Annotated in this window: 26 protein-coding genes, 1 tRNA gene and 1 pseudogene; 10 read left to right on the forward strand and 18 right to left on the reverse strand. The window is 69.7% G+C overall.

The window, feature by feature from the left end; translation table 11 throughout:
* Positions 1 to 33: 33 nt before the first annotated feature.
* Positions 34 to 1,317: an EAL domain-containing protein gene (locus G8A07_RS17300; RefSeq protein WP_195793258.1), complete on the forward strand. Its 1,284-nt coding sequence runs from the start codon at positions 34 to 36 to the stop codon at positions 1,315 to 1,317.
* 37 nt (positions 1,318 to 1,354) lie between these two features.
* Here G8A07_RS17300 and G8A07_RS17305 read toward each other — a convergent pair whose 3' ends face one another.
* From G8A07_RS17305 to G8A07_RS17325, 5 genes are all read right to left on the reverse strand, one after another.
* Positions 1,355 to 3,574, reverse strand: coding sequence for a S9 family peptidase (locus tag G8A07_RS17305; protein ID WP_195793259.1), 2,220 nt, complete (start codon positions 3,572 to 3,574; stop codon positions 1,355 to 1,357).
* Between the two features lie 66 nt (positions 3,575 to 3,640).
* Positions 3,641 to 4,231 carry a DUF3501 family protein gene (locus tag G8A07_RS17310; RefSeq protein ID WP_195793260.1) on the reverse strand — a complete coding sequence of 197 codons (591 nt, stop codon included), beginning with the start codon at positions 4,229 to 4,231 and terminating at the stop codon, positions 3,641 to 3,643.
* Between the two features lie 24 nt (positions 4,232 to 4,255).
* Positions 4,256 to 5,608, reverse strand: a complete 1,353-nt coding sequence (locus G8A07_RS17315) for a (Fe-S)-binding protein (protein ID WP_195793261.1) — start codon at positions 5,606 to 5,608, stop codon at positions 4,256 to 4,258.
* Between the two features lie 258 nt (positions 5,609 to 5,866).
* The gene (locus G8A07_RS17320) at positions 5,867 to 6,286 is read right to left on the reverse strand and encodes a rubrerythrin family protein (protein WP_195793262.1); all 420 of its coding nucleotides are present in this window, start codon (positions 6,284 to 6,286) and stop codon (positions 5,867 to 5,869) included.
* Positions 6,287 to 6,409: 123 nt separating this feature from the next.
* Positions 6,410 to 7,318, reverse strand: coding sequence for an alpha/beta hydrolase (locus tag G8A07_RS17325; RefSeq protein WP_195793263.1), 909 nt, complete (start codon positions 7,316 to 7,318; stop codon positions 6,410 to 6,412).
* Positions 7,319 to 7,423: 105 nt separating this feature from the next.
* On the opposite strand from G8A07_RS17325, the gene G8A07_RS17330 reads away from it, so the two are divergent.
* Positions 7,424 to 7,499 (forward strand) — tRNA-Ala (locus tag G8A07_RS17330).
* Between the two features lie 102 nt (positions 7,500 to 7,601).
* Here G8A07_RS17330 and G8A07_RS17335 read toward each other — a convergent pair.
* From G8A07_RS17335 to G8A07_RS17345, 3 genes are read right to left on the reverse strand one after another with little or no spacing between them, the layout of a single operon-like run.
* Entirely contained in the window at positions 7,602 to 8,816 is a 1,215-nt protein-coding gene (locus tag G8A07_RS17335; protein ID WP_195793264.1) for a cyclopropane-fatty-acyl-phospholipid synthase family protein, read from the reverse strand.
* Complete coding sequence (locus G8A07_RS17340) at positions 8,813 to 9,613, reverse strand: DUF1365 domain-containing protein (RefSeq protein ID WP_195793265.1); 801 nt, start codon at positions 9,611 to 9,613, stop codon at positions 8,813 to 8,815. Before G8A07_RS17340 ends, G8A07_RS17335 begins: the two co-directional genes overlap by 4 nt.
* Positions 9,610 to 10,971: an NAD(P)/FAD-dependent oxidoreductase gene (locus G8A07_RS17345; protein WP_195793266.1), complete on the reverse strand. Its 1,362-nt coding sequence runs from the start codon at positions 10,969 to 10,971 to the stop codon at positions 9,610 to 9,612. The genes G8A07_RS17340 and G8A07_RS17345 overlap by 4 nt, the downstream gene beginning before the upstream one ends.
* Positions 10,972 to 11,154: 183 nt before the next feature.
* On the opposite strand from G8A07_RS17345, the gene G8A07_RS17350 reads away from it, so the two are divergent.
* Together G8A07_RS17350 and G8A07_RS17355 are read left to right on the forward strand one after the other, a co-directional pair.
* The gene (locus G8A07_RS17350; protein WP_195793267.1) at positions 11,155 to 11,739 is read left to right on the forward strand and encodes a sigma-70 family RNA polymerase sigma factor; all 585 of its coding nucleotides are present in this window, start codon (positions 11,155 to 11,157) and stop codon (positions 11,737 to 11,739) included.
* Complete coding sequence (locus tag G8A07_RS17355; RefSeq protein ID WP_249937033.1) at positions 11,736 to 12,398, forward strand: ChrR family anti-sigma-E factor; 663 nt, start codon at positions 11,736 to 11,738, stop codon at positions 12,396 to 12,398. Before G8A07_RS17350 ends, G8A07_RS17355 begins: the two co-directional genes overlap by 4 nt.
* Here the strand turns inward: G8A07_RS17355 and G8A07_RS17360 are convergent.
* From G8A07_RS17360 to G8A07_RS17390, 7 genes are all read right to left on the reverse strand, one after another.
* Entirely contained in the window at positions 12,361 to 12,792 is a 432-nt protein-coding gene (locus G8A07_RS17360; RefSeq protein WP_195793268.1) for a DUF2177 family protein, read from the reverse strand. The two genes, G8A07_RS17355 and G8A07_RS17360, sit on opposite strands and share 38 nt — an antisense overlap.
* Complete coding sequence (locus G8A07_RS17365) at positions 12,789 to 13,385, reverse strand: DUF6134 family protein (RefSeq protein WP_195793269.1); 597 nt, start codon at positions 13,383 to 13,385, stop codon at positions 12,789 to 12,791. Before G8A07_RS17365 ends, G8A07_RS17360 begins: the two co-directional genes overlap by 4 nt.
* 14 nt (positions 13,386 to 13,399) lie before the next feature.
* Positions 13,400 to 14,194: a DUF1295 domain-containing protein gene (locus tag G8A07_RS17370; RefSeq protein ID WP_195793270.1), complete on the reverse strand. Its 795-nt coding sequence runs from the start codon at positions 14,192 to 14,194 to the stop codon at positions 13,400 to 13,402.
* The gene (locus tag G8A07_RS17375) at positions 14,191 to 15,243 is read right to left on the reverse strand and encodes a cyclopropane-fatty-acyl-phospholipid synthase family protein (RefSeq protein ID WP_195793271.1); all 1,053 of its coding nucleotides are present in this window, start codon (positions 15,241 to 15,243) and stop codon (positions 14,191 to 14,193) included. Before G8A07_RS17375 ends, G8A07_RS17370 begins: the two co-directional genes overlap by 4 nt.
* A 108-nt stretch (positions 15,244 to 15,351) precedes the next feature.
* The gene (locus G8A07_RS17380; RefSeq protein WP_195793272.1) at positions 15,352 to 15,603 is read right to left on the reverse strand and encodes a hypothetical protein; all 252 of its coding nucleotides are present in this window, start codon (positions 15,601 to 15,603) and stop codon (positions 15,352 to 15,354) included.
* A gap of 22 nt (positions 15,604 to 15,625) precedes the next feature.
* Positions 15,626 to 16,069, reverse strand: coding sequence for a hypothetical protein (locus tag G8A07_RS17385; protein WP_195793273.1), 444 nt, complete (start codon positions 16,067 to 16,069; stop codon positions 15,626 to 15,628).
* Between the two features lie 37 nt (positions 16,070 to 16,106).
* The gene (locus G8A07_RS17390) at positions 16,107 to 16,337 is read right to left on the reverse strand and encodes a hypothetical protein (RefSeq protein ID WP_195793274.1); all 231 of its coding nucleotides are present in this window, start codon (positions 16,335 to 16,337) and stop codon (positions 16,107 to 16,109) included.
* A gap of 598 nt (positions 16,338 to 16,935) precedes the next feature.
* On the opposite strand from G8A07_RS17390, the gene G8A07_RS28115 reads away from it, so the two are divergent.
* The 3 genes and pseudogenes from G8A07_RS28115 to G8A07_RS17400 all read left to right on the forward strand — a co-directional run bounded on the left by G8A07_RS28115 (position 16,936) and on the right by G8A07_RS17400 (position 18,363).
* Positions 16,936 to 17,064, forward strand: coding sequence for a hypothetical protein (locus G8A07_RS28115; RefSeq protein ID WP_256441045.1), 129 nt, complete (start codon positions 16,936 to 16,938; stop codon positions 17,062 to 17,064).
* 152 nt (positions 17,065 to 17,216) lie between these two features.
* Positions 17,217 to 17,542 (forward strand): annotated as a pseudogene (locus tag G8A07_RS17395) (hypothetical protein).
* Positions 17,543 to 17,646: 104 nt separating this feature from the next.
* The gene (locus tag G8A07_RS17400) at positions 17,647 to 18,363 is read left to right on the forward strand and encodes a Crp/Fnr family transcriptional regulator (RefSeq protein ID WP_249937001.1); all 717 of its coding nucleotides are present in this window, start codon (positions 17,647 to 17,649) and stop codon (positions 18,361 to 18,363) included.
* A 6-nt stretch (positions 18,364 to 18,369) separates the two neighbouring features.
* On the opposite strand, the gene G8A07_RS17405 is transcribed toward G8A07_RS17400, so the two are convergent.
* A complete protein-coding gene (locus G8A07_RS17405; RefSeq protein ID WP_195793275.1) occupies positions 18,370 to 18,996 on the reverse strand; it encodes a GGDEF domain-containing protein in 627 nt (208 codons plus the stop codon).
* Positions 18,997 to 19,492: 496 nt separating this feature from the next.
* Here G8A07_RS17405 and G8A07_RS17410 point away from each other — a divergent pair, with 496 nt between their 5' ends.
* On the forward strand, positions 19,493 to 19,708 hold the full coding sequence (locus G8A07_RS17410; RefSeq protein ID WP_195793276.1) for a hypothetical protein: 216 nt from the start codon (positions 19,493 to 19,495) through the stop codon (positions 19,706 to 19,708).
* A 98-nt stretch (positions 19,709 to 19,806) separates the two neighbouring features.
* Positions 19,807 to 20,034, forward strand: coding sequence for a hypothetical protein (locus tag G8A07_RS17415; protein WP_195793277.1), 228 nt, complete (start codon positions 19,807 to 19,809; stop codon positions 20,032 to 20,034).
* Positions 20,035 to 20,127: 93 nt separating this feature from the next.
* Here the strand turns inward: G8A07_RS17415 and G8A07_RS17420 are convergent, their stop codons facing one another.
* Both G8A07_RS17420 and G8A07_RS17425 read right to left on the reverse strand, forming a co-directional pair.
* Entirely contained in the window at positions 20,128 to 20,409 is a 282-nt protein-coding gene (locus tag G8A07_RS17420) for a hypothetical protein (protein WP_195797822.1), read from the reverse strand.
* Between the two features lie 18 nt (positions 20,410 to 20,427).
* On the reverse strand, positions 20,428 to 20,634 hold the full coding sequence (locus G8A07_RS17425; RefSeq protein ID WP_195793278.1) for a hypothetical protein: 207 nt from the start codon (positions 20,632 to 20,634) through the stop codon (positions 20,428 to 20,430).
* 35 nt (positions 20,635 to 20,669) lie between these two features.
* Between G8A07_RS17425 and G8A07_RS28120 the strand changes: the two genes are divergently transcribed.
* Positions 20,670 to 20,798, forward strand: a complete 129-nt coding sequence (locus tag G8A07_RS28120; RefSeq protein ID WP_256441046.1) for a hypothetical protein — start codon at positions 20,670 to 20,672, stop codon at positions 20,796 to 20,798.
* The last annotated feature ends 14 nt before the right edge of the window (positions 20,799 to 20,812 follow it).

A 20,812-nucleotide genomic window follows, 5' to 3' on the forward strand; every position in this document is an offset into this window, starting at 1 on the left:
GGCACGCGAGCCACCGGCGCTCAAGGAGGTCATATGGACAAGGCCCTCATCGGCGTGCCCGCCGCGGCACCGGCTCATGCCCCCTCGGCCCAGCTGGAGCCGCCGGCCCTGCTGCTGCAGGGCATGCAGGCGATACGCCGGCATATGGAGATGGACGTGGCCTTCATCTCGGAGTTCAAGGCGGGGCGGCGCGTCTTCCGCTACCTCGACACCGGCCTGGCCGATCCGCCGATCCGGGTCGGCGGCTCCGATCCCCTGGAGGACAGCTACTGCCAGCGCGTGGCGGATGGCAGGCTGCCGGCCCTGATCCCGGACGCCTGCCAGAACGCCGAGGCCCTGACGCTCGCGGCCACGCTGGCGCTGCCGGTAGGCGCCCATCTGAGCGTGCCGATCCGCCTGGGCGACGGCCGGATCTTCGGCACCTTCTGCTGCTTCCGCAGCCAGCCCAACACGGCGCTGAACCAGCGGGATGTCGCGACGATGCGTGTCTTCGCCGACCTGATGGCGCGCCATTTCGAGCTAGAGCTCGAGCAGCGCGAGCTGGTCGAGCGCATCACATCGCGGATCGACCAGGCCCTGCAGCCCAGCCAGATGCGCTCGGTCTACCAGCCGATCTTCGACCTGCCGCAGGGCCGGGTCGTCGGCTTCGAGGCGCTGACCCGCTTCGACTGCGAGCCGCAGCGCACGCCGGACCTTTGGTTCCAGGAGGCGGCGCGGGTCGAGCGCGGCGTCGAGCTGGAGCTGCATGCGATCCGGCTCGCGCTGGCGGCGCTCGAGCAGCTGCCGGCGAGCTGCTACATCGCGGTCAATGCCTCGCCGCGCACCGTGATCGACGGCCGGCTGACCCAGATGCTGGCGGCCTACCCGCTGGAGCGCATCGTGCTGGAGGTCACCGAGCATGAGGAGGTCGAGCAGTACAGCGAGATCGCCCATGTGGTCAACCCGCTGCACATGGCCGGCCTGCGGGTCGCGGTGGACGACGCGGGCGCCGGCTATGCCTGCTTCAAGCACATCCTCAACCTCGCCCCCGACATCATCAAGCTCGACAACAGCATCACCCGCGGCATCGACGTCGACCCGAGCCGCCAGGCTCTGGCGGCGGCGCTGACCCGCTTTGCCGAGACCACCGGCGGCAAGCTGGTGGCCGAGGGTGTCGAGACCTCGGCCGAGCTGAACGCGCTGCAGCGCATCGGCATCCGGCTCGGCCAGGGCTATGTGCTGGGCCGGCCGGCCACGCTGCAGGGCGCGCTGGAACAGACGCAGCGCAGCGGCGCGCGCCCGAGCCCGGCGGGCATTGGCTGGCGCACGACGCATTGATTGAGCGGACCGGCGCCACGCGCCGGCCCGGGCAGGCTCAGGGCTTCCTGGCCGCGACCAGCGCGTCGGCCAGCCCCCATTGCTGCAGCATGAAGGCGTAGTACTGCGCGCGTTCCTTCAGCGCATCGAAGCGGCCCGAGGCGCCGCCATGGCCGACGTCCATATTGATGTCGAACAGCAGCGGGTTCGCGTCGGTCTTCAGGCCGCGCAGCTTGGCCACGTACTTGGCCGGCTCCCAGTAGGGCACCTGGCTGTCGTTCAGCCCGGTGCGCGCCAGGATCGCCGGATAGGCGCCGGGCTTCAGGTTGTCGTAGGGGCTGTAGGCGCGCATCCAGGCGTACTGCTCGGCGACCTTCGGGTTGCCCCATTCGATGAACTCCCCGGTGGTCAAGGGCAGGCTCTCGTCCAGCATGGTGTTGATCACATCGACGAAGGGCACATGCATCACCACCGCCTTGAACAGCTCGGGCCGCAGGTTCACCACCGCGCCCATCAGCAGGCCGCCGGCGCTGCCGCCGGTGATGATCAGCCGGCCGGGATCGGTGTAGCCCTCGGCCACCAGGGCCTCGGCGCAGGCGACGAAGTCGGTGAAGCTGTTCATCTTCTTGCCCAGCTTGCCGTCCAGGTACCAGCGCCGACCCAGGTCGCCGCCGCCGCGCACATGGGCGATCGCCAAGATCGCGCCGCGGTCCAGCAGCGACAGATTGGCCGCCGAGAAGCGCGGATCGGACGACATACCGTAGCTGCCGTAGCCCTGCAGCAGCAGCGGCTGCGGGCCCTGGCGGCGCAGGTCCTTGGCATAGACCAGCGAGATCGGCACGCGGGTGCCGTCCTTGGCGGTGGCCCACAGGCGCTTGGACTCGTAGCGCTTGGCGTCGAAGCCGCCCAGCACCGGCTGCACCTTGCGCAGGGTCAGCGCGCCGCTGCCCAGCGCGTAGTCGTAGACCGAGGCCGGCGTCGTCATCGACTGGTAGGCCAGGCGCAGGGTGTCGCTGTCGTACTCACGGTTCAGCGCCGGCTGGCCCCAGGTCTGCAGCTGGGCGGTGTAGACCGCCTCGTCGAACGGCAGCTCGCGCGCCGGGCCGCCGCGCCCGCCGGCGCCCAGCACGCGCAGCTTGACCGAGCCGCCCTCGCGCACCTGCAACACCAGGTGGCGCTTGAAGACCTGCAGGTCCTCCAGCATCGCCGCCTCGTCATGCGCCACCAGCTCGCGCCCACGCGCCAGCGCCGCCAGCGCCAGCGGCAGCCGGGTCGCCGGCAGATCGAGCAGGCGGAAGTTGGGACCGCGGTCATTGGCCAGCAGCAGGAAGCGGCCCGCGTGATGCTCGAAGCGGTACTCCAGGCCGCTGCGGCGCGGCAGCACGACGCGCCAGGCCGCCAGCGGCGTCGTGGCCGGCAGCACGCGCTGCTCCACCGTGTCCTTGGAGCGGCTGCTCAACACCAGATAGCGCCGGTCGGCGCTGCGGTCGAGCCCGAGGTCGAACTGCTCGTCCTTCTCCTCGTACAGCAGCTCGTCCGGGCCGCGGCCGTCCAGGCGATGGCGCCACAGCTTGTCGGCGCGCTTGGCCTCGTTGGCGGTGATGTAGAACAGGTGCCGGCTGTCGGCCGACCAGGCGAAGCCCTGCACCTTGGCGGCGCTCCAGGCCAGGGCCTTGCCGCCAGCGATGTCACGCAGCTGCAGCTGGAAGTCGCGCGCGCCGGTCTCGTCGATCGAATAGGCAAGCAGCTTCGCGTCGGGGCTGACCTGCAGATCCTCCAGCGCCAGGAACTTGCGGCCCTGGGCCAGGCGGTTCAGGTCCAGCAGCAGCTGTTCGGGCGCCGTGGCGTCATAGGCCCGCTCGGCGCCGCGTGCGGCGCGCCGCACATGCAGCGGGTACTGCGCGCCCTCCAGGGTGCGGGTGCTGTACCACCAGGCGCCCTCGCGCACCGGCACCGCCTCGTCGGCCTGCTGAATGCGGCCGACCATCTCCCGGAAGAGCTGCTCCTTCAGCCCGGCCAGCGGCTGGAACCAGCGCGCGGTATAGGCGGCCTCGGCGCGCAGATGCGCCTGCACCTCGGGCTTGTCGCGCTCGCGCAGCCAGAAATAGTCGTCGATCCGGCGCTCGCCATGCACGCTGACATCCTGCGGCTGGCGTGCCGCGCGCGGTGCGCCGTCATCCGATGGCTGCGGCTGCTGCGCCGATGCGGCACCGGCCAGCAGCAGGCTCAGCGCGACGACGAGGCGCGGCCACCCGCGGTTCTTGCTCTTGCTGCGCATGAGGCACGGCTCCCCGGAACTGATTGGAGGGCCGATTGTGCCCGGCGGGGCGGGCCATGACTTTCGTCAGCCGCGCAGGTCACCGGCCAGCGCGGCCAGGGTCTCCGGCGCGATCTCGACATGGGCCGGGTAATAACGGTGGTCGCAACCCAGCTTGACCCGCGCGCCGGCGCGCACCGCCTCGCGCGCCGCGGCCGGAAACTCGAAGCGCACGAAATGCACCGAGGAGGTCTTCTCCTCGTTCTCGCGCTCCAGGTCCTCGTCGGCGATCGCATAGACCCGCGCCTGGCCCTCGACCTCAACGAACAGGCGGTCCTCGACGCCGATCAGCCGCGCCAGCTCGCGCTTGCGCTCATGCGGGTCGGGGTATTCGATCAGCAGGGTCGCCTTCCAGTTCGAGCCGTCCGGCACCAGCGGCGCATAGGCCTCGATCTCGCCACGGATGCCCTCCTCCTCGAAGATCTTCTCGATGCGCAGCATCTCCTGGATCTGGTAGCGGATCGTCTGCTCGTCCTCGAACTGCAGATTCAGGTGCTCGCCCAGCCGCACGCTGCGGCGGCGCCGGTGCGCGATGATGGCCGGCTTGTGCTCCTTGCGGTACTTCGCATAGGCCTCCAGCGTCATCAGGCTCTCGGGGGTGATTGGTGTGGTGCTCATCGACAGGGGTCCCGGTGGGGTTCGTCAGTCCAGCCCGTAGGCGCGGCGCAGCAGGCTCAGCGGATGCGCGAGCGCCTTGGCCGGCGTGCCGGCCTGGGCCATGCCCTGCGCGATATGGTGGCCGGCCAGCGCGCAATCGCTGGCGATCAGGTCCGGCTCGTCCTTGGCCATGGCCTTGAACACCGGCCGGCCGATCTTCAGCGCCAGCGGGTGGTAGGCCGTCTTGACGCCATAGGTGCCGGCATGGCCGGAGCAGCGCTCCACCGTGTTCAGCTGCAAACTCACGCTCTTGCCGATCAGCTTCAGCATCTCCTCGGTCTTGCGGCCGATGTTCTGCACCCGGCCATGGCAGGGGATGTGATAGCTGACCCTGCCCAGCGCCTGCTTGAAGTCGGTCTTCAAGAGGCCGTCCTTGTGGCGCGCGATCAGGTACTCGAAGGGGTCCCACATCGCGTCCTTGACCTGCTGCACCGCAGCCTCGTTGGGGAACATCAGCGGCAACTCCTGCTTGAACATCAGGGTGCAGCTGGGGATGGCCGACAGGATCGCGTAGCCCTGCTCCGCATAGCGGGCCAGCACCGGGATGTTGGCTTCCTTGTGGCGCGCCACCGCGTCCAGGTCACCCAGTTCCAGCTTGGGCATGCCGCAGCAGACTTCCTTGTCGACCAGCACATAGGGAATGTCGTTGTGCGCCAGCACCTTCAGCAGGTCATGGCCGATGCCGGGCTCGTGGTAGTTGACATAGCAGGTCGCGAAGATCGCCACCTTGCCCGGCGTGCGCTCGCCCTGCGTCGCCACCGGCGCCGCGCTCCTGGCCGCGCCCCAGCGAAAGCGCCAGTTCGCCAGGTCCGGCAGCCAGGCCTCGGGATGGACGCCGAGCGCCTGATCGAGCGCGCGGCGCGCCGGCGCCGTGCGATTCACCGCATTGACCGCCTGCACGACGATCGGGATGCCGGCGAACTGGCCATGCACATCGGTGGCGGCCAGGAACTTCTCGCCGGCCCCGACCTCGCCCTTCTTCTTGAACTTGATCGCCTTGGCGCGCAGCATGGTGTGCGGGAAGTCCAGGTTCCAGGCATGCGGCGGCACATAGGGACATTTGGTCATGTAGCAGAGGTCGCACAGATAGCACTGGTCGACCACCTTCCAGAAGTCCCGCTTGTCGACGCCGTCGAGCTCGCCGGTCGGCCCCTCGTCGACCAGGTCGAACAGGGTCGGGAAGCTCTGGCACAGCGAAACGCAGCGCCGGCAGCCGTGGCAGATGTCGAAGATGCGCTCCAGCTCCTGCAGGCATTGGGCCTCGTCGTAGAAGGCCGGGTTCCGCCAGTCCAGCGCATGGCGCGTGGGCGCTTCGAGATTGCCTTCGCGGGTGCTCATGCGGCGTGCTCCTGGCTGGAAGACGGGGTCGGTCTGGCTGGGCGCAGTCTTCTGCGCTCGCGGGGCCAAGCGCAGAAGACTGCGGCGCCCGCGGGCGCCTCGAAAATTTCAGGTCTAGAGGATGAGAGGTTTCGTAGCGAGCCGTCGCCAGGCTAGGCGGACGGAGCGCAGGGACCGGAACGTACTGGAGGTACGTGAGGATCCCGAGCATCCGGCCAACAACGCATGGCGGTGGCGCAGTAGAAAACTCTCATCCGTTCAGTCCACCAGGGCGTCCAGAGCTTTCTGGTAGCGGTTAGCATGCGAGCGCTCGGCCTTGGCCAGGGTCTCGAACCAGTCGGCGATCTCGTCGTGGCCCTCCTCGCGCGCGGTCTTGGCCATGCCCGGGTACATGTCGGTGTACTCGTGGGTCTCGCCGGCCACCGCGGCCTTCAGGTTGTCGCGCGTCGGGCCGATCGGCAGGCCGGTGGCGGGGTCGCCGACCTGCTCCAGGAATTCCAGATGGCCATGCGCATGGCCGGTCTCCCCTTCCGCGGTGGAGCGGAACAGCGCCGCCACATCGTTCTGTCCCTCGATATCCGCCTTATTCGCGAAATACAGGTACCGGCGGTTGGCCTGAGACTCGCCCGCGAACGCGTCCTTCAGGTTCTGCTCGGTCTTCGATCCTTTCAAGCCCATGGTGCTCTCCAGTGATGAACAGAGGTTGTCGATCCGCGGCCGCCCGCCGGCGTCCGGCCCGGCGACACAGGCGCACGCTAACTCAAGCCCCCGCCGCCAGCCAATACATAGCTTCAATCCACCTCATAGCAGGCCGCTATACCAGCGCAGGTCCAGCAGGCGCCGCGCCAGCTGGTGCGTGCGCCCCTCCGGGTCGGCCAGGTCGTGCAGGATATCGAAATGATGGCAGCCGGCCACCTCCTCGCAGACCGGCACCGCGCGCGCGCCCCAGGCCTGGCGCAGCAGCCGGTTCTGGCGCCGCAGCTCCGCGCTCTCCAGCGCGCCGGCGGCGCAGTAGACCGGCGCGTCCGGGGCCGGGAAATGCACCGGGCTCAGGCGCCGCGCCGCATCGGCATCCAGGCGCAGGTCGCCGTTCAGGAAGGGCGCGTGGCGCAACGGGGTCAGGTCATGCAGGCCCGAGATCGACAGCACGCCCTTGACCAGATGGCGCGGCAGGTCCGGCGCCACCGCCTTCCAGTCGCAGCAGGCCAGCATCGCCGCCAGATGCCCGCCGGCCGAATGGCCCGCGACGACGATATGGTTGGGGTCGCCGCCATGCTCGGCCGCATGGCGCCAGACCCAGGCCAGCGCCTGCACCAGCTGCAGCGGGATGCGCTCCATGCTGACCGCCGGGCACAGGCCGTAGTTCGGCACGACCACCAGCGCGCCCTCGTCGGTGAACAGTGGGGCCAGAAAGCTGTGGTCCGACTTGTCGAGCGCTCGCCAGTAGCCGCCATGGAGGAAGACCAGCACCGGCGCCGGCGCGCGGTGTTCGGTCTGGGCCGGGAACAGGTCCAGGCGCAGCGCCGGATCATCAGCGTCGCCCGCTTCGCCATAGGGCAGATCCAGCCGCGCGCCGGCCAGCTGCTCGCGCGCCAAAGCCGAAGCCTGGGTCCAGCGCGCCAGGATCTGCGCGCTGTCCGCCACCCGGGCGCGGTTGTTGTACTGCGCATCGAACCATGCGGGCGATGACGGACCGGCACCGACGCTCATCCTGATCCTCCTCAAGAAGCCTTCAACACAAGGGCCCAGTGTCGCCAGATGGCGCCGCCCCGCCCTCGCAGAAAACCCGCAAGCGTTGCTATACTGATTTTCGTCGGGGGGGTAGCTCAGCTGGGAGAGCGCCGCGTTCGCAATGCGGAGGTCGGGAGTTCGATCCTCCTCCTCTCCACCACTCATGCAGGCCTCAGAGGGAAACCTCTGAGGCCTTTGTCATTCCAGGGCTTGCTCCCCTTGGCGTCCCGCCATCCCCCTCACAGCGGGGCGAAAGGAGACATCAGTGCCGTGTCGACCTTCTCAGCCGGTAGAGCCCCACGTCCACCCGCCCGGCCCGGAAACCCGCCTCGCAGTAGCAGAGGTAGTAGGTCCACAACCGCTTGAAGGCTTCGTCGAAGCCCAGTGCGGCGATCTGCGGCCAGGCGGCCAGGAAACGGCGGCGCCATTCCGCCAGGGTGCGCGCATAGCTCGGTCCGAAGCACAGCGTTTCCTCGATGACGAAGCCGGCCCTGGCCGCGTGCTCGTGCAGCGCGCGCGGGCTCGGCAGCATGCCGCCCGGGAAGATGCAGCGCTGGATGAAATCGGCGCCGCGCCGGTAGGACTCGAAATGGTCGTCGGCGATGGTGATGGCTTGCAGCAGCACCAGGCCGCCGGGCTGCAGGCGTTCGCGCAAGGTGGCGAAGTAGGTTGGCCAATAGGCCTCGCCGACGGCCTCGATCATCTCGATCGAAACGATGCGGTCGAAGCGCCCCCGCAGCTCGCGGTAATCCTGCAGGCGCAGGTCCACGCACTCGGCCACACCCAGGCTCGCGGCGCGTTCGCGGGCGAAGGCGAGCTGCTCCGTCGAGAGCGTGAGGCCGGTCACGCGCGCGCCGCGGGCCCGGGCCAGGGTCGCGGCCAAAGTGCCCCAGCCGCAGCCGATCTCCAGCACCTCGGCCCCCTCCGGCACATCGAGCAGCGCGACGATGCGCTCCAGCCGACGGGCCTGCGCGGCCTCCAGCGTGTCGTCCGGCGCGTCCGCATAGAGCGCGCTCGAATAGAGCATGCTGTCGTCGAGCCAATGGCGGTAGAAGGCGTTGCCGAGGTCGTAGTGGAAGGCGATGTTGTCGCGGCTGCCGCGCCGGGTGTTGGCCCGTGCGCGGTGGGCCAGCCGCGCCAGCCAGCGCGCCGGGCCGCGGCCGTCGAGCAGCGAGCCCCAGGCGGCCTGGTTCGCCAGGCCGAACTCGAGCAGCGCGAGCAGGTCGGGGCTGTCCCAGTCGCCGTCGCGGTAGGCCAGCGCGAGGCCGAGATCGCCCTGCAGGGCCAGGCGCAGCAGCGGCCGCCAGCGCCGCAGCCGCAGGCCGGCCTGGGGTCCCGGCTCGGTGCCGATGGCGTCGATGCGGCGGCCGTTCGGCAGCGTCAGCGCCAGATGGCCGCAGCGCGTGCGGCCGAGCAGGCGTTGCAGCGGCGAGAGCGCCGGCGATGCCGCGGCGGTGGGCGTGCTGATCGGGTTCATCGGTGCTCGCTGCCTGAATCGATGATGGTGAGGTCGCGCGCCGGCGCGCTCGGGCGAGCCTGCAGCGGCACCCGCTTGAGCCACAGCCGCAGCGCTTCCCAATGGATGGCGGTCACGACCTTGAGGGTCAGCAGCGGATGGCTGAAGAAGACGCGCAGCAGCGCGGCGTCGTCGAGCGGGCGGCGCCGGCCATCGAGCCGGGTGTTGAGTAGGAGGCCGTCCGCGTCGTGCAGGCTGACGCCGATGGACACCGACTCGCCCGGAGGTGCGACGCGAAAGCGGTAATGCAGCGCCATGCCGTTGAACGGCGAGACATAGAGCCGCTTGTCGCAGCCCTGGTCGATCAGCGCCGCGCCGCCATCGCGCACCGGGATCAGGTAGCGGTGCCGCTGGCCGAAGGTGTTGTTGACCTCGTAGATCAGGGCCTGCAGCGCCTCGCCGCCCGGCGCGTGACAGAACCAGACGCTGAGCGGGTTGAAGCCATGGCCCAGCAGGCGCGGCATCGTCAGCAGCCGGATCGCGCCGCCCGCGGGCAGGCCGGCCTCGCGCAGCTGAGCGTCGATCTGCGCGCGCAGGTCCCGACCCGAACCGTCGCCATAGTCGCCGGCATGCAGGCCGAACAGGTTGAAGCGCCCGAGCGAGAAGCAGCGCAGCCGCGCGTCGAGCCCGGGCAGCTCGTCAATGTCGAGCAGCAGGTGGTAGGTGCGATAGATGAGCCGATGCCGGCGCGGGCGCAGGCGCTGGTGCATCACGCGGCCGACATAGAGCGCGGAGCGCTGGGTTTTTCCATCGCTCATGCCGGCAGCGCCTCGGCCAGGTGGATGCGGCCGGACTCCCCTGGCACCCGCCAGGGCCGGCGCACGCCCCCGATCGCCTCGGCCACCGCCAGGCCGGCCTGCAGGCCGTCCTCATGGAAGCCGGCGCCGAAATAGGCGCCGCAGAACCAGCTGCGCTGCCGGCCCTGCAGCGACCAGAGCCGGCGCTGCGCGGCCAGTGCGGTGGCGTCGAACAACGGATGCTCGTAGAGCTCGGTGCGGATCAGGTGCTCGGGCCGCGGCGGCACCGGCGGGTTCAGGGTGACGAAGAGGTCGCTGCCAGGTCCCTGCGGCAGGTGCGGCTGCAGGCGGTTCATCCAGTAGCTGACCGTCGGCGGGGCGCCGCTGCCGCGCGCGGCCAGGTAGTTCCAGCTCGACCAGGTGGCGCGGCGTGTAGGCATCAGGGCCGGGTCGCGGTGCAGCACGGCCAGGTTGCGGGTGTAGGCGAAGCTGCCGAGCAGCCGCCGCTCCTCGGGCGTCGGGTCGCCGAGCAGGGCCAGCGCGCTGTCGGCATGAATGGCCAGCACGAGCTGGTCGAAGCGCTCGGGCCACCAGCCTTTGGCCGTGCGCAGGCGCACGCCGTCCGCCTCGCGCCGCACTTCCAGCACGGCCTGATCGAGCCGCAGCCGATCGGCGAAGCGCCGGCTCAGCCGCCCGACATACTCGCGGCTGCCGCCGTTGACGGTGCGCCAGACGGGCCGGCCGCTGATCTGCAGCAGGCCATGGTTCTCGCAGAAGCGCACGAAGGCGGCGACCGGATAGCGCCCGACCTGCGCGGCCGGCGCCGACCAGATCGCCGCGGCCATCGGGTAGAGGTGATCGTCGCGGAAGGCGCGGCCATAGCCCCGCGCGTCCAGGTAGTCGTCCAGCGCCTGGTCGCCAGCGGCTCGGGCATCCAGCGGCGCCTCGCGGTAAAAGCGCAGCAGCTCGCGCAGCATCTGCCAGAAGCGCGGCCGCAGCAGATTGCGCTTCTGCGCGAACAGACCGCGCAGATCGGTGCCGGCATATTCGAGCCGGCCGCCGTCGAGGCTGACGGCGAAGGACATGTCGCTGGCCGCGGTCGGCACCTCGAGATGGCGGAACAGCGCGCTCAGGTTCGGGTAGGCCGGCTCGTTGTAGACGATGAAGCCGGTGTCGACCGGCACCAAGCCCCTGCCGGCGGCCGGGGCGTCGACGGTGTGGCTGTGTCCGCCCGCTCGCGCCTCGCGCTCGAACAGCGTGACCTCATGGTGTTCGGCCAACAGCCAGGCGCAGGACAGGCCGGCGATGCCCGTGCCGACCACGGCGATGCGCTGGCGCGTCGCGGCGGGCGGAAAAGCCTGGATGGCGGTGAGCGGCATCGCGATCTCCTGTGACCCGAGCTCCTACGCAAACCGGATCCGTTTGGATCGCCGCCGACCTGCGATGATCCGAATCGGGTCCGGCCGCGTAGAACTGGCTGGAACCCGCCGATGGCCGCACCCATGCATCAACCCAAGCCCTCCGACGCCGTCCGCGGTCACGAGGGTGGTCGACCGCCCGCCTTGACCGTCGTACCGATCGATCCCGAGCGCTGCGCCCGCCCCGCCGATGACTGGGCCGGGTTGATTTGCGCCGTGGCCGAGCGACGGGACCGCGAGGCCTTCGCGCGGCTGTTCGCCCATTTCGCACCGCGCATCAAGCGCCATCTGATGCTGGGCGGCAGCCCCGAGGCCCAGGCCGAGGAACTGGCCCAGGAGACCCTGGCGGCCGTCTGGCGCAAGGCGGCGCTGTTCGACCCGGCGCGGGCCGCGGCCTCGACCTGGATCTTCACGATCGCGCGCCATCTGCGCGTGGACCTGCTGCGCCGCCATCAGGGCGACGAGCGGCTCGACGAGGCTTTCGATTTCGACGGCCTGGAGGCCGACGAACCTGCGGCCGAGGAGCGCCTGCACGCGACCCGGCTCAACGAACGTCTGCGCGGTGCCCTGGCCCAGTTGCCGCCCGAGCAGCAGCGGGTGCTGCGGCTTTCCTACTTCGATGATGAATCGCATGCGCACATTGCCGCCGAGCTGGGCATCCCGCTCGGCACGGTCAAGTCGCGCATGCGCCTGGCGGTGAGCCAACTGCGCCGCCTGCTGGAACGATGATGATGGACATCCGACACCACCCCGAAGACGAGCTGCTGCTGGCGCTGTCCGCCGGCCGGCTGGAGACGGGCACGCGGCTGGTCCTTTCCAGCCATCTGGAGCTCTGCGCCCATTGCCGCGAGCGCCTGCGCCTGCTGGACGCGCTCGGCGGCCTGCTGCTCGACGAGGCCGAGCCGGCGCCGCTGGCCGAGGATGCGCTGGCCCGCACCTTGGCCCGCATTGACGCGCGGGAAGCCGCGCCCGCCCCGCCGCTCAAGGTCAGCGCGCCGCCGCCTCTGCCCGAGGGCGCCCGCTGGCCCCAGGCGCTGGCCCATTGCAGCGCCACGCCCTGGCGCTGGATCGGCCCGGGCATGCGCTGGAGCCGGGTGAGCGTGCCCGGAGCGCCCGAGGCCAATGTCTTTCTGCTGCGCATCGCGGCCGGCAAGTACCTGCCCCAGCATACGCATCGCGGGTTGGAGCTGACGCAGGTCCTGCATGGCCGCTTCCACGACGGGCGCGCGCTATTCGGCCCCGGCGATCTCGACGCCGCCGATGGCGAGGTCCAGCATCAGCCGGTGGTGCAGGACGGCAGCGAGTGCATCTGCCTGGCCTCGCTGGACGGTCGTCTGCGCTTCGAGAGCCCTATCGCGCGCCTGTTCGGCGCGCTGGTCGGGATGTGAGGGAGGTGCTGACCCAGGCCGTGCAGCCGCTGAGCAGGGAACCCCAGGCCAGATCGATGGCCGTGATCAGCCAGGGCCAGTCGCGCAGGGTTGCCTGGTTCGTCAGGTCATAGGTGGCATAGGCCACCAGCCCCAGCAGCGCACCGCGCCCCAGGGCCTGGCCAGGCCGGCGGCGTTCCAGGGCCGGCACGATCGCGAACACCAAGAGGCCCAGCAGGTAGAGTGGATAGAACAGCGCCACGGCGCGCCAGTCCACCGCGGGCGCCATCAGCGCAGCGAGCGCGGGCCGGTACAGGCGCGGCCCCATCCAGGTGAGCCAGGCGGCGTCGAGCAGCAGGAAGCACAGCAGCGCTGCGGCATAGGCGAGCAGCAGGCGGCGGGGCGAGGTGGTCATGGCGGATCCTTCTCGGCGGAGAGTCGGTAGCGGAGCTGGCGGCCGCCCCGGGCCTCGGCATCCAGCCCGATCCAGCGGCCGCCCTCGGTGGCGTACCAGGCCGTGATCCGCTGCGTCTCGCTGACGAGCCGCCAGCCGCGGGCCGCGACGGGCCGGCCATGCAGCTCGATCGCGGCCTCCGGCAAGGGCTCGAAGCGCACCGGGCCGGCTTGACCGGTCTGCGGGTCGACCAGCCGGGTCTGCCGGACGAGAAGCGGGTTCCAGTAGGCATAGGCCATCACGCATTCGTCGTCGAAGCGCCGGGCCACCTGCTGCTCCCGGCCGTCGTCGTCGGTGTCGGCCCGCAGCTCGCGCAAGCAGTCGTCCTGCCAGCGCTCCTCGGCCCGGTGGCGATAGCGGTACACGGGAATGCCCAGCAGGCGGACGCTGAACTGCGCGCGGCTCTCGACGCGGCGCGCGGCGGCCGGGCCGGCGACCGTGAAGCGATGCGTGCCGATCGGTTTGCCGTCCAGCGTGGCGACGAAATCCCAGCGGCCGGATGCGATGTCGCGCTCCTGCGCCATGGCGGGCATGACCATGGCGAGCTGCAGCATGAGGAGGCCCCCTCTCACGGCCGCGCCCCGCGCCGCGGTGGCCAGGGAATGAAGGCGCTGGTGCGGGCCGCGTAGTCGCGGTAGGCGGGGCGGCGCTCGGCGATGTCCCGCTCCAGCAGCGCCACGCCCGAAACCTTGAGCAGCAGCCCCGTCATCAGCAGCGGCGAGGCCAGGCTCCAGGCGGCGCCCCGGCCGCCGCCGGCCACGGCCATCAGGCCCAACCCCCACCAGACGCAGGCCTCGCCGAAATAGTTCGGATGGCGCGACCAGGCCCACAGGCCGCGGTCCATCACCGCCCCCTCGCGCCGCGGGTCGCGCAGGAAGCGGGCCAGTTGCGCATCGGCCACCGTCTCGACGGCGATGCCCGTGGCCGCCAGCAGCGCGCCGAGCAGGTCGAGCAGGTTCAGCGGCGCGGGATGGACCAGGGCCGCCAGCAAGGGCCAGCCGACGATCCAGGCCAGCAGGGCCTGCAGGCCGAACACCAGGTACAGGCTCCTGCGGCCGAAGGCCGCGCCATGACGTTCGCGCATGGCGCGGTAGCGGCGGTCCTCGCCCCGGCCACGGTTGCGCCGCGTGAGGTGGATGGCCAGCCGCAGCGCCCAGAGCAGCAGCAGGGCCAGCATCAGCAGGCCGCGCGCATCGGGCCGCAGGAACCAGGCATAGGCAAGGGCCGGCGCAGCGATCAGCGCCGACCAGATGCGGTCGGCCAGGCTGGCATCGCGCAGCGGCAGGCTCAGGACCCAGGTCGCCAGGGCCAGGGCCAGCGAGACCAGCAGGCCGAGCACCGCAAGCGAAAGAAGCGGGCTCATCCGCGTTTCTCGAACAAGTAGTGGCTGACCCACCACTGCTGGCCGCTGGCGTGGGCGAACAGCTCCTCCACCGAAAGGAAGAAGAGCCGCCAGCGCGTCCACCACAGGGCCGCATCCGCCTCACCGTAGACGGCCGCGAACAGCGGCATCAGCGCCTCGCGCCGGGCGTCCATGCGGGCCAGCCAGGCGGCCGCGGTGCGCGCATAGTGGCGGCCGTCCCAGCGCCAGCGCTGGCGCAGGCGCAGCGCGTCCTGGCAGCGCAGCGCAAGCTCGTCGCTGGGCATCATGCCGCCGGAGAAGAAATGCCGGCTCATCCAGTCGCTGGCATCGCGCGGCTCGAAGGCATAGGGTGCTTCGCGGTGCGCGAACACATGCAGAAAGAAGCGGCCATCCGTATTCAACCAGCCGGCTATGTTGGCAAAGGCGCGCGGCCAGTTGCGCAGATGCTCGAACATCTCGACCGACACCACGCGGTCGAAGCGCTCGCCGGTGTCGAAGTCGTTGAAATCGCACGTCATCACCTCGAGGTTGATGAGGCCCCGTAGCGCCGCCTGCGACTCGATGAAGCGCCGCTGCGAATGGGAGTTGGACAGCGCGGTGATGCGGGCGTGCGGCAGGCGCTCGGCCATCCACAGGCTCAGCGAGCCCCAGCCGCAGCCCAGCTCCAGGATGCGCTGGCCGTCGGCCAGGCCGGCGCGCACGCAGGTCTCGGCCAGGGCCGCGGCTTCGGCCTCGCCCAGCGTCTGCACGCCCTCGGGCCACCAGCAGCAGCTGTACTTGCGCTGCGGGCCCAGCACGGCGGCGAAGAACTCCGCCGGCAGCTCGTAATGCTGCTCGTTGGCCTTCTCGGGCAGCGGGGCCAGCGGCGCCTGCTGCATGGCTTCGATAAATTCCTCCGCGATGCGTGCGCCGGCCTCGGCATCGCCGCTGCGCAGCTCGGCCAGGCGCTGTCGCAACAAGCGGCGGATGCCCAGGCGCACGGCGCCGTCTGGCACCAGGCCCTGCTCGATCCAGTTGATGGCGCGGGCGGTGTTGTCGGCACTGCGCATGGAAGAAACCCCTGCTCGTCGGTGTCTGGTTTCTCCTACGCAGCGCGCCCGGCCTTGGATCAGCCACGCGCCCTGCTCCGCAGGCAGCGGCCTCGTGCCGGGCGAGGGCTAGATAGGCTCTCCCATCGAGCGCTTCATCCACAGGGTCTTGGCCGCACACCAGGAACCGAGCGCCAGGTAGACGAGCGCCAGCAGCAGTGGAAAGTAGGCCTTGATCGCATCCTTCAAGGTCAGCGGCGGCGGCGCGAACAGGGCCAGCGCCATCGTGATCGCCACCGCGATCAGTTCGCCGCGAATCTCCTTCAGCAGGAACAGCGCCGCACGCTTGCGATGGCTTCGTCCGGCAACGTCCTGGGTCATTGGAATGAGCCCGCTCGACGCGCTAGTCGGCGCTGTCGAAGGTGTCTTTGATCTGTCGGATCAGGGACTCGATCGATGGCTGACCCACGCTGCGATCCATATAGCTGAAGAAAACCTCCCAGTTCGCGCCATCCCGAGGCTCGGGCAGGGTGTGGATCCGGGTGATCCGGATCGAGGCGCCGGGATGCCGCACGCCGACGCGCGCGCGAATCAGCGACGCCAGCTCCGTGAGAGACAGCCTGGGTTTCCCCGGCTCGGCCCGGGTGGTCAGCGCCTTCGTCATCTCGCCGCGAGCGGTCAGCCGGTAGCTCGCGAGACCGGGCTCGCGTTCCAGGTAGCCCAGCCCGGCCAGCGCCGTCCTCGCATGGGTGCTTGCCGGATCATCGCCATCGCCGTTGCGGGGGAAGCGATGCAGAAGATTCAACTGTTCGGTGCTCAGGTCGCGACCATAGGGTTCATGTCTCATGGCGTCCTCGCGGCAAGTCGATGGCTGCATGGCAACCTTACTCCGCGGCCACGGCCCCGCCTGCGCGCAACCGATCCAGCTGCTGCTGGCAGATGTTCTTGCCGACGGCGGTGGGGCGCAGGTTCCCGGCATGCCATTCCAGCCAGCCGAGACTGACATAGTCTTCGATGAAATCCTCGGGAATGTCGCAGGCACGTCGTCGATTCAAGGCTTCGACACAGGACTGGAGGGAGGCCCGGAGCATGTCGGGGCCGTTGACCGTTTTCATCGTGGATCACTCCTCGCCCATGGCGCGGCAAAGTGCCGCACAAACCATGTCAAGCAATCAAGGCGAGGACTCGCTCGGGAGGCTCGTGAAGAGCTGAGGAGACGATGACTTCGAGGTGACGACCTCAAGGCGTTGCTGTCCATACTACCCTGGACCTCGGCGGCTGCCTTGCTTATTTATTTGAGACTTGATCGGCAAAAAACTCCAGCTCACGGGCGGCTCGGCCTGAGCAGCCCCGCCCATCGGCAGGTGTGGCTCGTGCAGTGGTAGCGGCAACGCGGCGTGAACAGGCTCAGGAGCGGGTCCAGGGCATGACGCGGGAAGCGGTGGATGCGCCCACCACAGCAGGGGCAGGACGAACGGCGCCGGCCGGCGCTCCCGCCGGCCCACCCATCGTCGATCAGCCGATGCGTTGGTGTTCATGTGGCAATGTTCGGCACGACGCAAGACGGCGTCGATGCCCTGGCGCGCACAAGGCAAGGTGCCGTGGCGCACAGGCGCGGGTAGCCGGCGACGCACAGTGGAGACGGGCATAACCCCTGCGCGCGGTCGGCAGCATGAACGCCCACACCAGAACTTGCATCAAGAGGAGGCTCCTATGGACAAGCTCTCCACCATGCTGATCTGCGACACCGGCTATGTGCTTCGCTTCGACGATCTGTTCAATCGCGGGCATGGCTATGAGTTCCCCTGCGACGCCGATGGGCGCGCAAGGTCTCCGCCATGAGCGCCCGCGGCCGTGGCAGCTACGTGCAGGCGCTCGCGGCCATCGGCCGCGACTTGTCCTTGCCGATCGTCACTTGCGCCGGTGCCGTTGTGCTGCGCAGATCGTAGCCCGAAGAGCGGGCGCATTGGTCGCCCCAGCTGGAAGTGGTCGACATGCCGCTGGGCCGGGTGCTGTACGAGTCCGGCCGGCCGCAAAGCCATGTGTACTTCCCGACCACCGCCATCGTCTCCCTGCTGTATGTGCTGGAGAACGGTGCCTCGGCCGAGATCGCGGTGGTCGGCAACGAAGGCCTGGTCGGCATCGCGCTGTTCATGGCGTGACCGAGAGCGCGCTGAAGCTGCAGGCCGCCGGGCTGATCCGCTATGCCCGCGGCCACATCACCGTGCTGGACCGCGCCGGCCTGGAGGCTCGCGCCTGCGAATGCTATGCCGTGGTGCGTCAGGAGTACGCACGGCTGCTGCCCGCAAGCGCCGGCTGATCGGCGTCGCTTGGTGCGCCGGAGCACGGTAGTGCTGCCCCGGCGCGGTGCAGACTGCGGTCAGCCCCCCCCCGGAGACCTGCGTGCCTGCTGCCCAGAATCACTTGATCGATCGGCTGCCGCGCCCCGACCGGCTGCGCCTGCTGGCCGCCTGCGAGCGGGTCCCGCTGCGGCCCTCGCAGATCCTGTGCCGCTCGGGCCAGGTGATCCGCCATGCCTACTTTCCCATCGGCGGCCTGATCTCCTTGCTGACCCGCGATGACGAGCAGCCCTCTATCGAAGTCGGCATGGTGGGCCGCGAGGGCATGTTGGGCATGTCCTTGGTGTTGGGCGTGGGCCGTGCGCCGCTTGGCGCCATGGTGCAGGGCGCGGGCGAGGCCTGGCGCCTGGCCGCCCCGGCGCTCAAGCGCGAGCTGCTGCTCAGCGCGGCGCTGCGGCGCTGCCTGAACCGCTATATCGCCATCTCCATGGCCGGCTTCGCGACCTCGGTCGGATGCCAGCATGCCCATCTGCTGGCCCCTCGCCTGGCGCGCTGGCTGCTGATGAGCCTGGACCGGGCCTCGGGGCGCGAGCTGCTGGTGACGCAAAGCTGGATTGCCCGCATGCTGGGCGTGCGCCGCGAGGGCGTCACGGAGATCGCCTTGAAGCTGCAGGCCGCCGGCCTGATCCGCTACGCCCGAGGACATATCACGGTGCTGGATCGCGGCGGTCTGGAGTCGCGGAGCTGCGGATGTTATGCGGCCAGCCGGCTGGAGTATGAGCGGCTGCTGCCCGGCCTGGCGCCAGCCAGCGCGCCGCTGCCGCCTGCGATCCCGGGCTAGGCCCGCTCAGGCCGGGACCGCGCCGGCGGCACGGTCATCGGGATCGCGCTGCGGGGCCGGTGCGTCGGCATGCATGGCGTCCCTCCGCATCTCGCCCGCCTTGGCAAAGAACACATGGCCGGCCCTCGAGCGTTTGGCCGCGTACATCGCCGCGTCGGCGCTGCGCATCAAGGTGGCGGCGGTGCTGCCGTCGGCGGGGTGGACGGCAATCCCGATGCTGGGCCGCACGCGCAGGCGCAGGTTCCCGATCTGCATGGGTGCGGCGATGGTCTCGTAGAGCTTGCGCGCCAGCCGGCTGAGCTCGGGCCGACTCACCGGCCCGCAGCGCAGGCAGGCGAACTCGTCGCCACCGAGCCGGCTCACCATGTCTTCGCTGCGCACCCGGCGGTCCAGCCGGCGCGCCACCACCTTGAGCATTTCATCGCCGATGTCGTGGCCATAGGCGTCATTGACGGGCTTGAAGTCGTCCAGGTCCAGATAGATGACGGCCAGCCGCGCTGGCTCGCCCGCCTCCAGGAGCGCGGTCGCATGGGTCAGGCGTTCGATGAAGAAGCGGCGGTTCGGCAAGGCGGTCAAGGCGTCATGCAGGGCCAGGTGCCGTGCCCTGCGCTCGCCATCCTGGGTGCAGGCCATTCGCTCTGAGCGCAGCCACAGGCGCTCGCGCTCGCCTGCAGCTGGGTGTGGATGCCCGACAGCAGCGATTGCCAGGACTGGGGCAAGGATGCCTTCATGCGTAGGATGCGATGACGGGGACGCCGATGCCGAGCTGTCCCGGCGGCGGCAAACCTTCCGATCTGAAGTCGGCTTCCGACCGGTTCTGAACCCTTGGCGGTTTGGCCCGGCGAGGCCCGGGCGGCGCGGCGCGCTTCATGACGAGCTTTCAGACGAACCTGTGTCGAGGGGCTGACGTCGAAGTCTGCAGGCCGGGGATATCGCCGTCCGTGCGGTATCGCACGGAGCCCCGCCAGCCGCGCCGGCTGGGTACATGCGACCGACGAACCGGGGATGGGTCGACCGCCCATCCCGCGCTGCGGCGCTTGGTGGCGCGTCTGTGCTGTAGCGCACAGACCGGGAGACCGGTCGGGCCCACGCTATGCGCAGCGTTCATCGCAAGGGAGACCATGTGCAAATGCAAGCGTTCTATCACCTGACCTCCGGATCGGTGCGATTCTGGGTACTCGTCGACCAGGAGCTCGTCGGGGCCCGCCTCAGGAAGGAAACCCTGCACTACCACTACAACCCCTACCGTCTTGACGACGCCCCCCTGAGCACCTATCTGGCCATGCGGCCGAGATTGCCGAGATCGTGCGCCGCCGCGTCGCCGACGGCTCGCGCGAGCCGGTGATGGTGCGGGATCACGTCATGCCGTGATGCCGCCGATGCGACAGATCCGCGGCCCGCGCCTCAAGAGCGCGCACCGTCAAATCCTCTCGAGGAATCCTCATGCTCGCCTCACTACTGCCTTCACGATCCCGTCTCGGCCAACTCAGAGACGCCCTTTCCAGCAGCGTGGCGGCGCTGCAGCACCGGCGCGCCGCGGAGATCCCGACCGGCTATATCGAGGACTATGTGTCGCTGAGCTGGCTCGAATGGCAGGGCGGCCATCTGCGCCTGACCATCGTTGGGAAGAACATCCTGCAGCAGGTGAGCCATGAGACTCTGCGCAAGTGAAAGCCGCCTGGCCGCCAGCATCGGCAATCGGCCACAGATGGAAACAAAAAGCCCAACAGCCTGAGGGGCCTGCTGGGCAAGTCTTGGCGCCATCTATCTGAGAGGAGGGGGAAGCGCCAGGACCTGACTGACTCTACTCCTCGGAGAGGCGGGCATCCGGTCTTTACACAAGCAGGACGTTGGATGCCCAAGGCCGACAAGCCTTTCTAAGGCAGCTTGCCAAAGCCCGTATCGCCCCGGGTCGAAGCGGCAGATGGATGTGGAACCGCGCCCGCCGCCGCTGCGGTTCGCGCAGATCCGGTCGCCATGGATCTCGACGATCTTGCGGCAGATCGCCAGGCCCAGGCCGGAGCCGCCCGAGCCATCCTTGGTCAGGCTGAGGCTGAAGCGGCTCTACGAGGTCGACTTCAGCAACAACATGATCGATGTGATGTCCTTCTCGCCCTGGGTGGTGCAGAAGGCCAAGCACACGCTGAACCAGTTCGATTTCGCCGAGCTGATCCAGCCCAACCACCGCTTCACGATCGCGGTCAACTTCAAGCAGCGCCTCGCCGGCTTCATGCGCTGGCGCCCGACGCCCTCGGTCAGCGGCGCGGCCATCCTGCCGCGGGTGCGCAGCGATCTGCTGGCCTCCTATGTCGAGCCGCCGCCGAAGCTGGTGGGACGGTGTGCCGGGCGACGGCTTCTACGGCTGGATCGGCGAACTGCGCCTAGTCGGCAAGCCCATCCCGCCGGAGCAATGGCTGACCGCCCGCCGCGGCTAAGCGCGCCACATCGA

It is taken from the genome of Roseateles sp. DAIF2, assembly GCF_015624425.1.
In the GTDB taxonomy this organism is placed as follows: domain Bacteria; phylum Pseudomonadota; class Gammaproteobacteria; order Burkholderiales; family Burkholderiaceae_C; genus Kinneretia.

What these genes read in the sequence shown, in the direction of transcription:
- G8A07_RS28115 (WP_256441045.1), top strand. Translation starts at nt 16,936, where the DNA reads ATGGACAAGCTCTCCACCATGCTGATCTGCGACACCGGCTATGTGCTT.
- G8A07_RS17405 (WP_195793275.1), bottom strand. Translation starts at nt 18,996, where the DNA reads ATGGCCTGCACCCAGGATGGCGAGCGCAGGGCACGGCACCTGGCCCTG.
- G8A07_RS17335 (WP_195793264.1), bottom strand. Translation starts at nt 8,816, where the DNA reads ATGAACCCGATCAGCACGCCCACCGCCGCGGCATCGCCGGCGCTCTCG.
- G8A07_RS17310 (WP_195793260.1), bottom strand. Translation starts at nt 4,231, where the DNA reads ATGAGCACCACACCAATCACCCCCGAGAGCCTGATGACGCTGGAGGCC.
- G8A07_RS17355 (WP_249937033.1), top strand. Translation starts at nt 11,736, where the DNA reads ATGATGATGGACATCCGACACCACCCCGAAGACGAGCTGCTGCTGGCG.
- G8A07_RS28120 (WP_256441046.1), top strand. Translation starts at nt 20,670, where the DNA reads ATGTCGAGCCGCCGCCGAAGCTGGTGGGACGGTGTGCCGGGCGACGGC.
- G8A07_RS17325 (WP_195793263.1), bottom strand. Translation starts at nt 7,318, where the DNA reads ATGAGCGTCGGTGCCGGTCCGTCATCGCCCGCATGGTTCGATGCGCAG.
- G8A07_RS17340 (WP_195793265.1), bottom strand. Translation starts at nt 9,613, where the DNA reads ATGAGCGATGGAAAAACCCAGCGCTCCGCGCTCTATGTCGGCCGCGTG.
- G8A07_RS17375 (WP_195793271.1), bottom strand. Translation starts at nt 15,243, where the DNA reads ATGCGCAGTGCCGACAACACCGCCCGCGCCATCAACTGGATCGAGCAG.
- G8A07_RS17415 (WP_195793277.1), top strand. Translation starts at nt 19,807, where the DNA reads ATGCTCGCCTCACTACTGCCTTCACGATCCCGTCTCGGCCAACTCAGA.
- G8A07_RS17385 (WP_195793273.1), bottom strand. Translation starts at nt 16,069, where the DNA reads ATGAGACATGAACCCTATGGTCGCGACCTGAGCACCGAACAGTTGAAT.
- G8A07_RS17315 (WP_195793261.1), bottom strand. Translation starts at nt 5,608, where the DNA reads ATGAGCACCCGCGAAGGCAATCTCGAAGCGCCCACGCGCCATGCGCTG.
- G8A07_RS17410 (WP_195793276.1), top strand. Translation starts at nt 19,493, where the DNA reads ATGCAAGCGTTCTATCACCTGACCTCCGGATCGGTGCGATTCTGGGTA.
- G8A07_RS17305 (WP_195793259.1), bottom strand. Translation starts at nt 3,574, where the DNA reads ATGCGCAGCAAGAGCAAGAACCGCGGGTGGCCGCGCCTCGTCGTCGCG.
- G8A07_RS17370 (WP_195793270.1), bottom strand. Translation starts at nt 14,194, where the DNA reads ATGAGCCCGCTTCTTTCGCTTGCGGTGCTCGGCCTGCTGGTCTCGCTG.
- G8A07_RS17360 (WP_195793268.1), bottom strand. Translation starts at nt 12,792, where the DNA reads ATGACCACCTCGCCCCGCCGCCTGCTGCTCGCCTATGCCGCAGCGCTG.
- G8A07_RS17320 (WP_195793262.1), bottom strand. Translation starts at nt 6,286, where the DNA reads ATGGGCTTGAAAGGATCGAAGACCGAGCAGAACCTGAAGGACGCGTTC.
- G8A07_RS17390 (WP_195793274.1), bottom strand. Translation starts at nt 16,337, where the DNA reads ATGAAAACGGTCAACGGCCCCGACATGCTCCGGGCCTCCCTCCAGTCC.
- G8A07_RS17380 (WP_195793272.1), bottom strand. Translation starts at nt 15,603, where the DNA reads ATGACCCAGGACGTTGCCGGACGAAGCCATCGCAAGCGTGCGGCGCTG.
- G8A07_RS17365 (WP_195793269.1), bottom strand. Translation starts at nt 13,385, where the DNA reads ATGCTGCAGCTCGCCATGGTCATGCCCGCCATGGCGCAGGAGCGCGAC.
- G8A07_RS17425 (WP_195793278.1), bottom strand. Translation starts at nt 20,634, where the DNA reads ATGGCCGCGCCGCTGACCGAGGGCGTCGGGCGCCAGCGCATGAAGCCG.
- G8A07_RS17300 (WP_195793258.1), top strand. Translation starts at nt 34, where the DNA reads ATGGACAAGGCCCTCATCGGCGTGCCCGCCGCGGCACCGGCTCATGCC.
- G8A07_RS17345 (WP_195793266.1), bottom strand. Translation starts at nt 10,971, where the DNA reads ATGCCGCTCACCGCCATCCAGGCTTTTCCGCCCGCCGCGACGCGCCAG.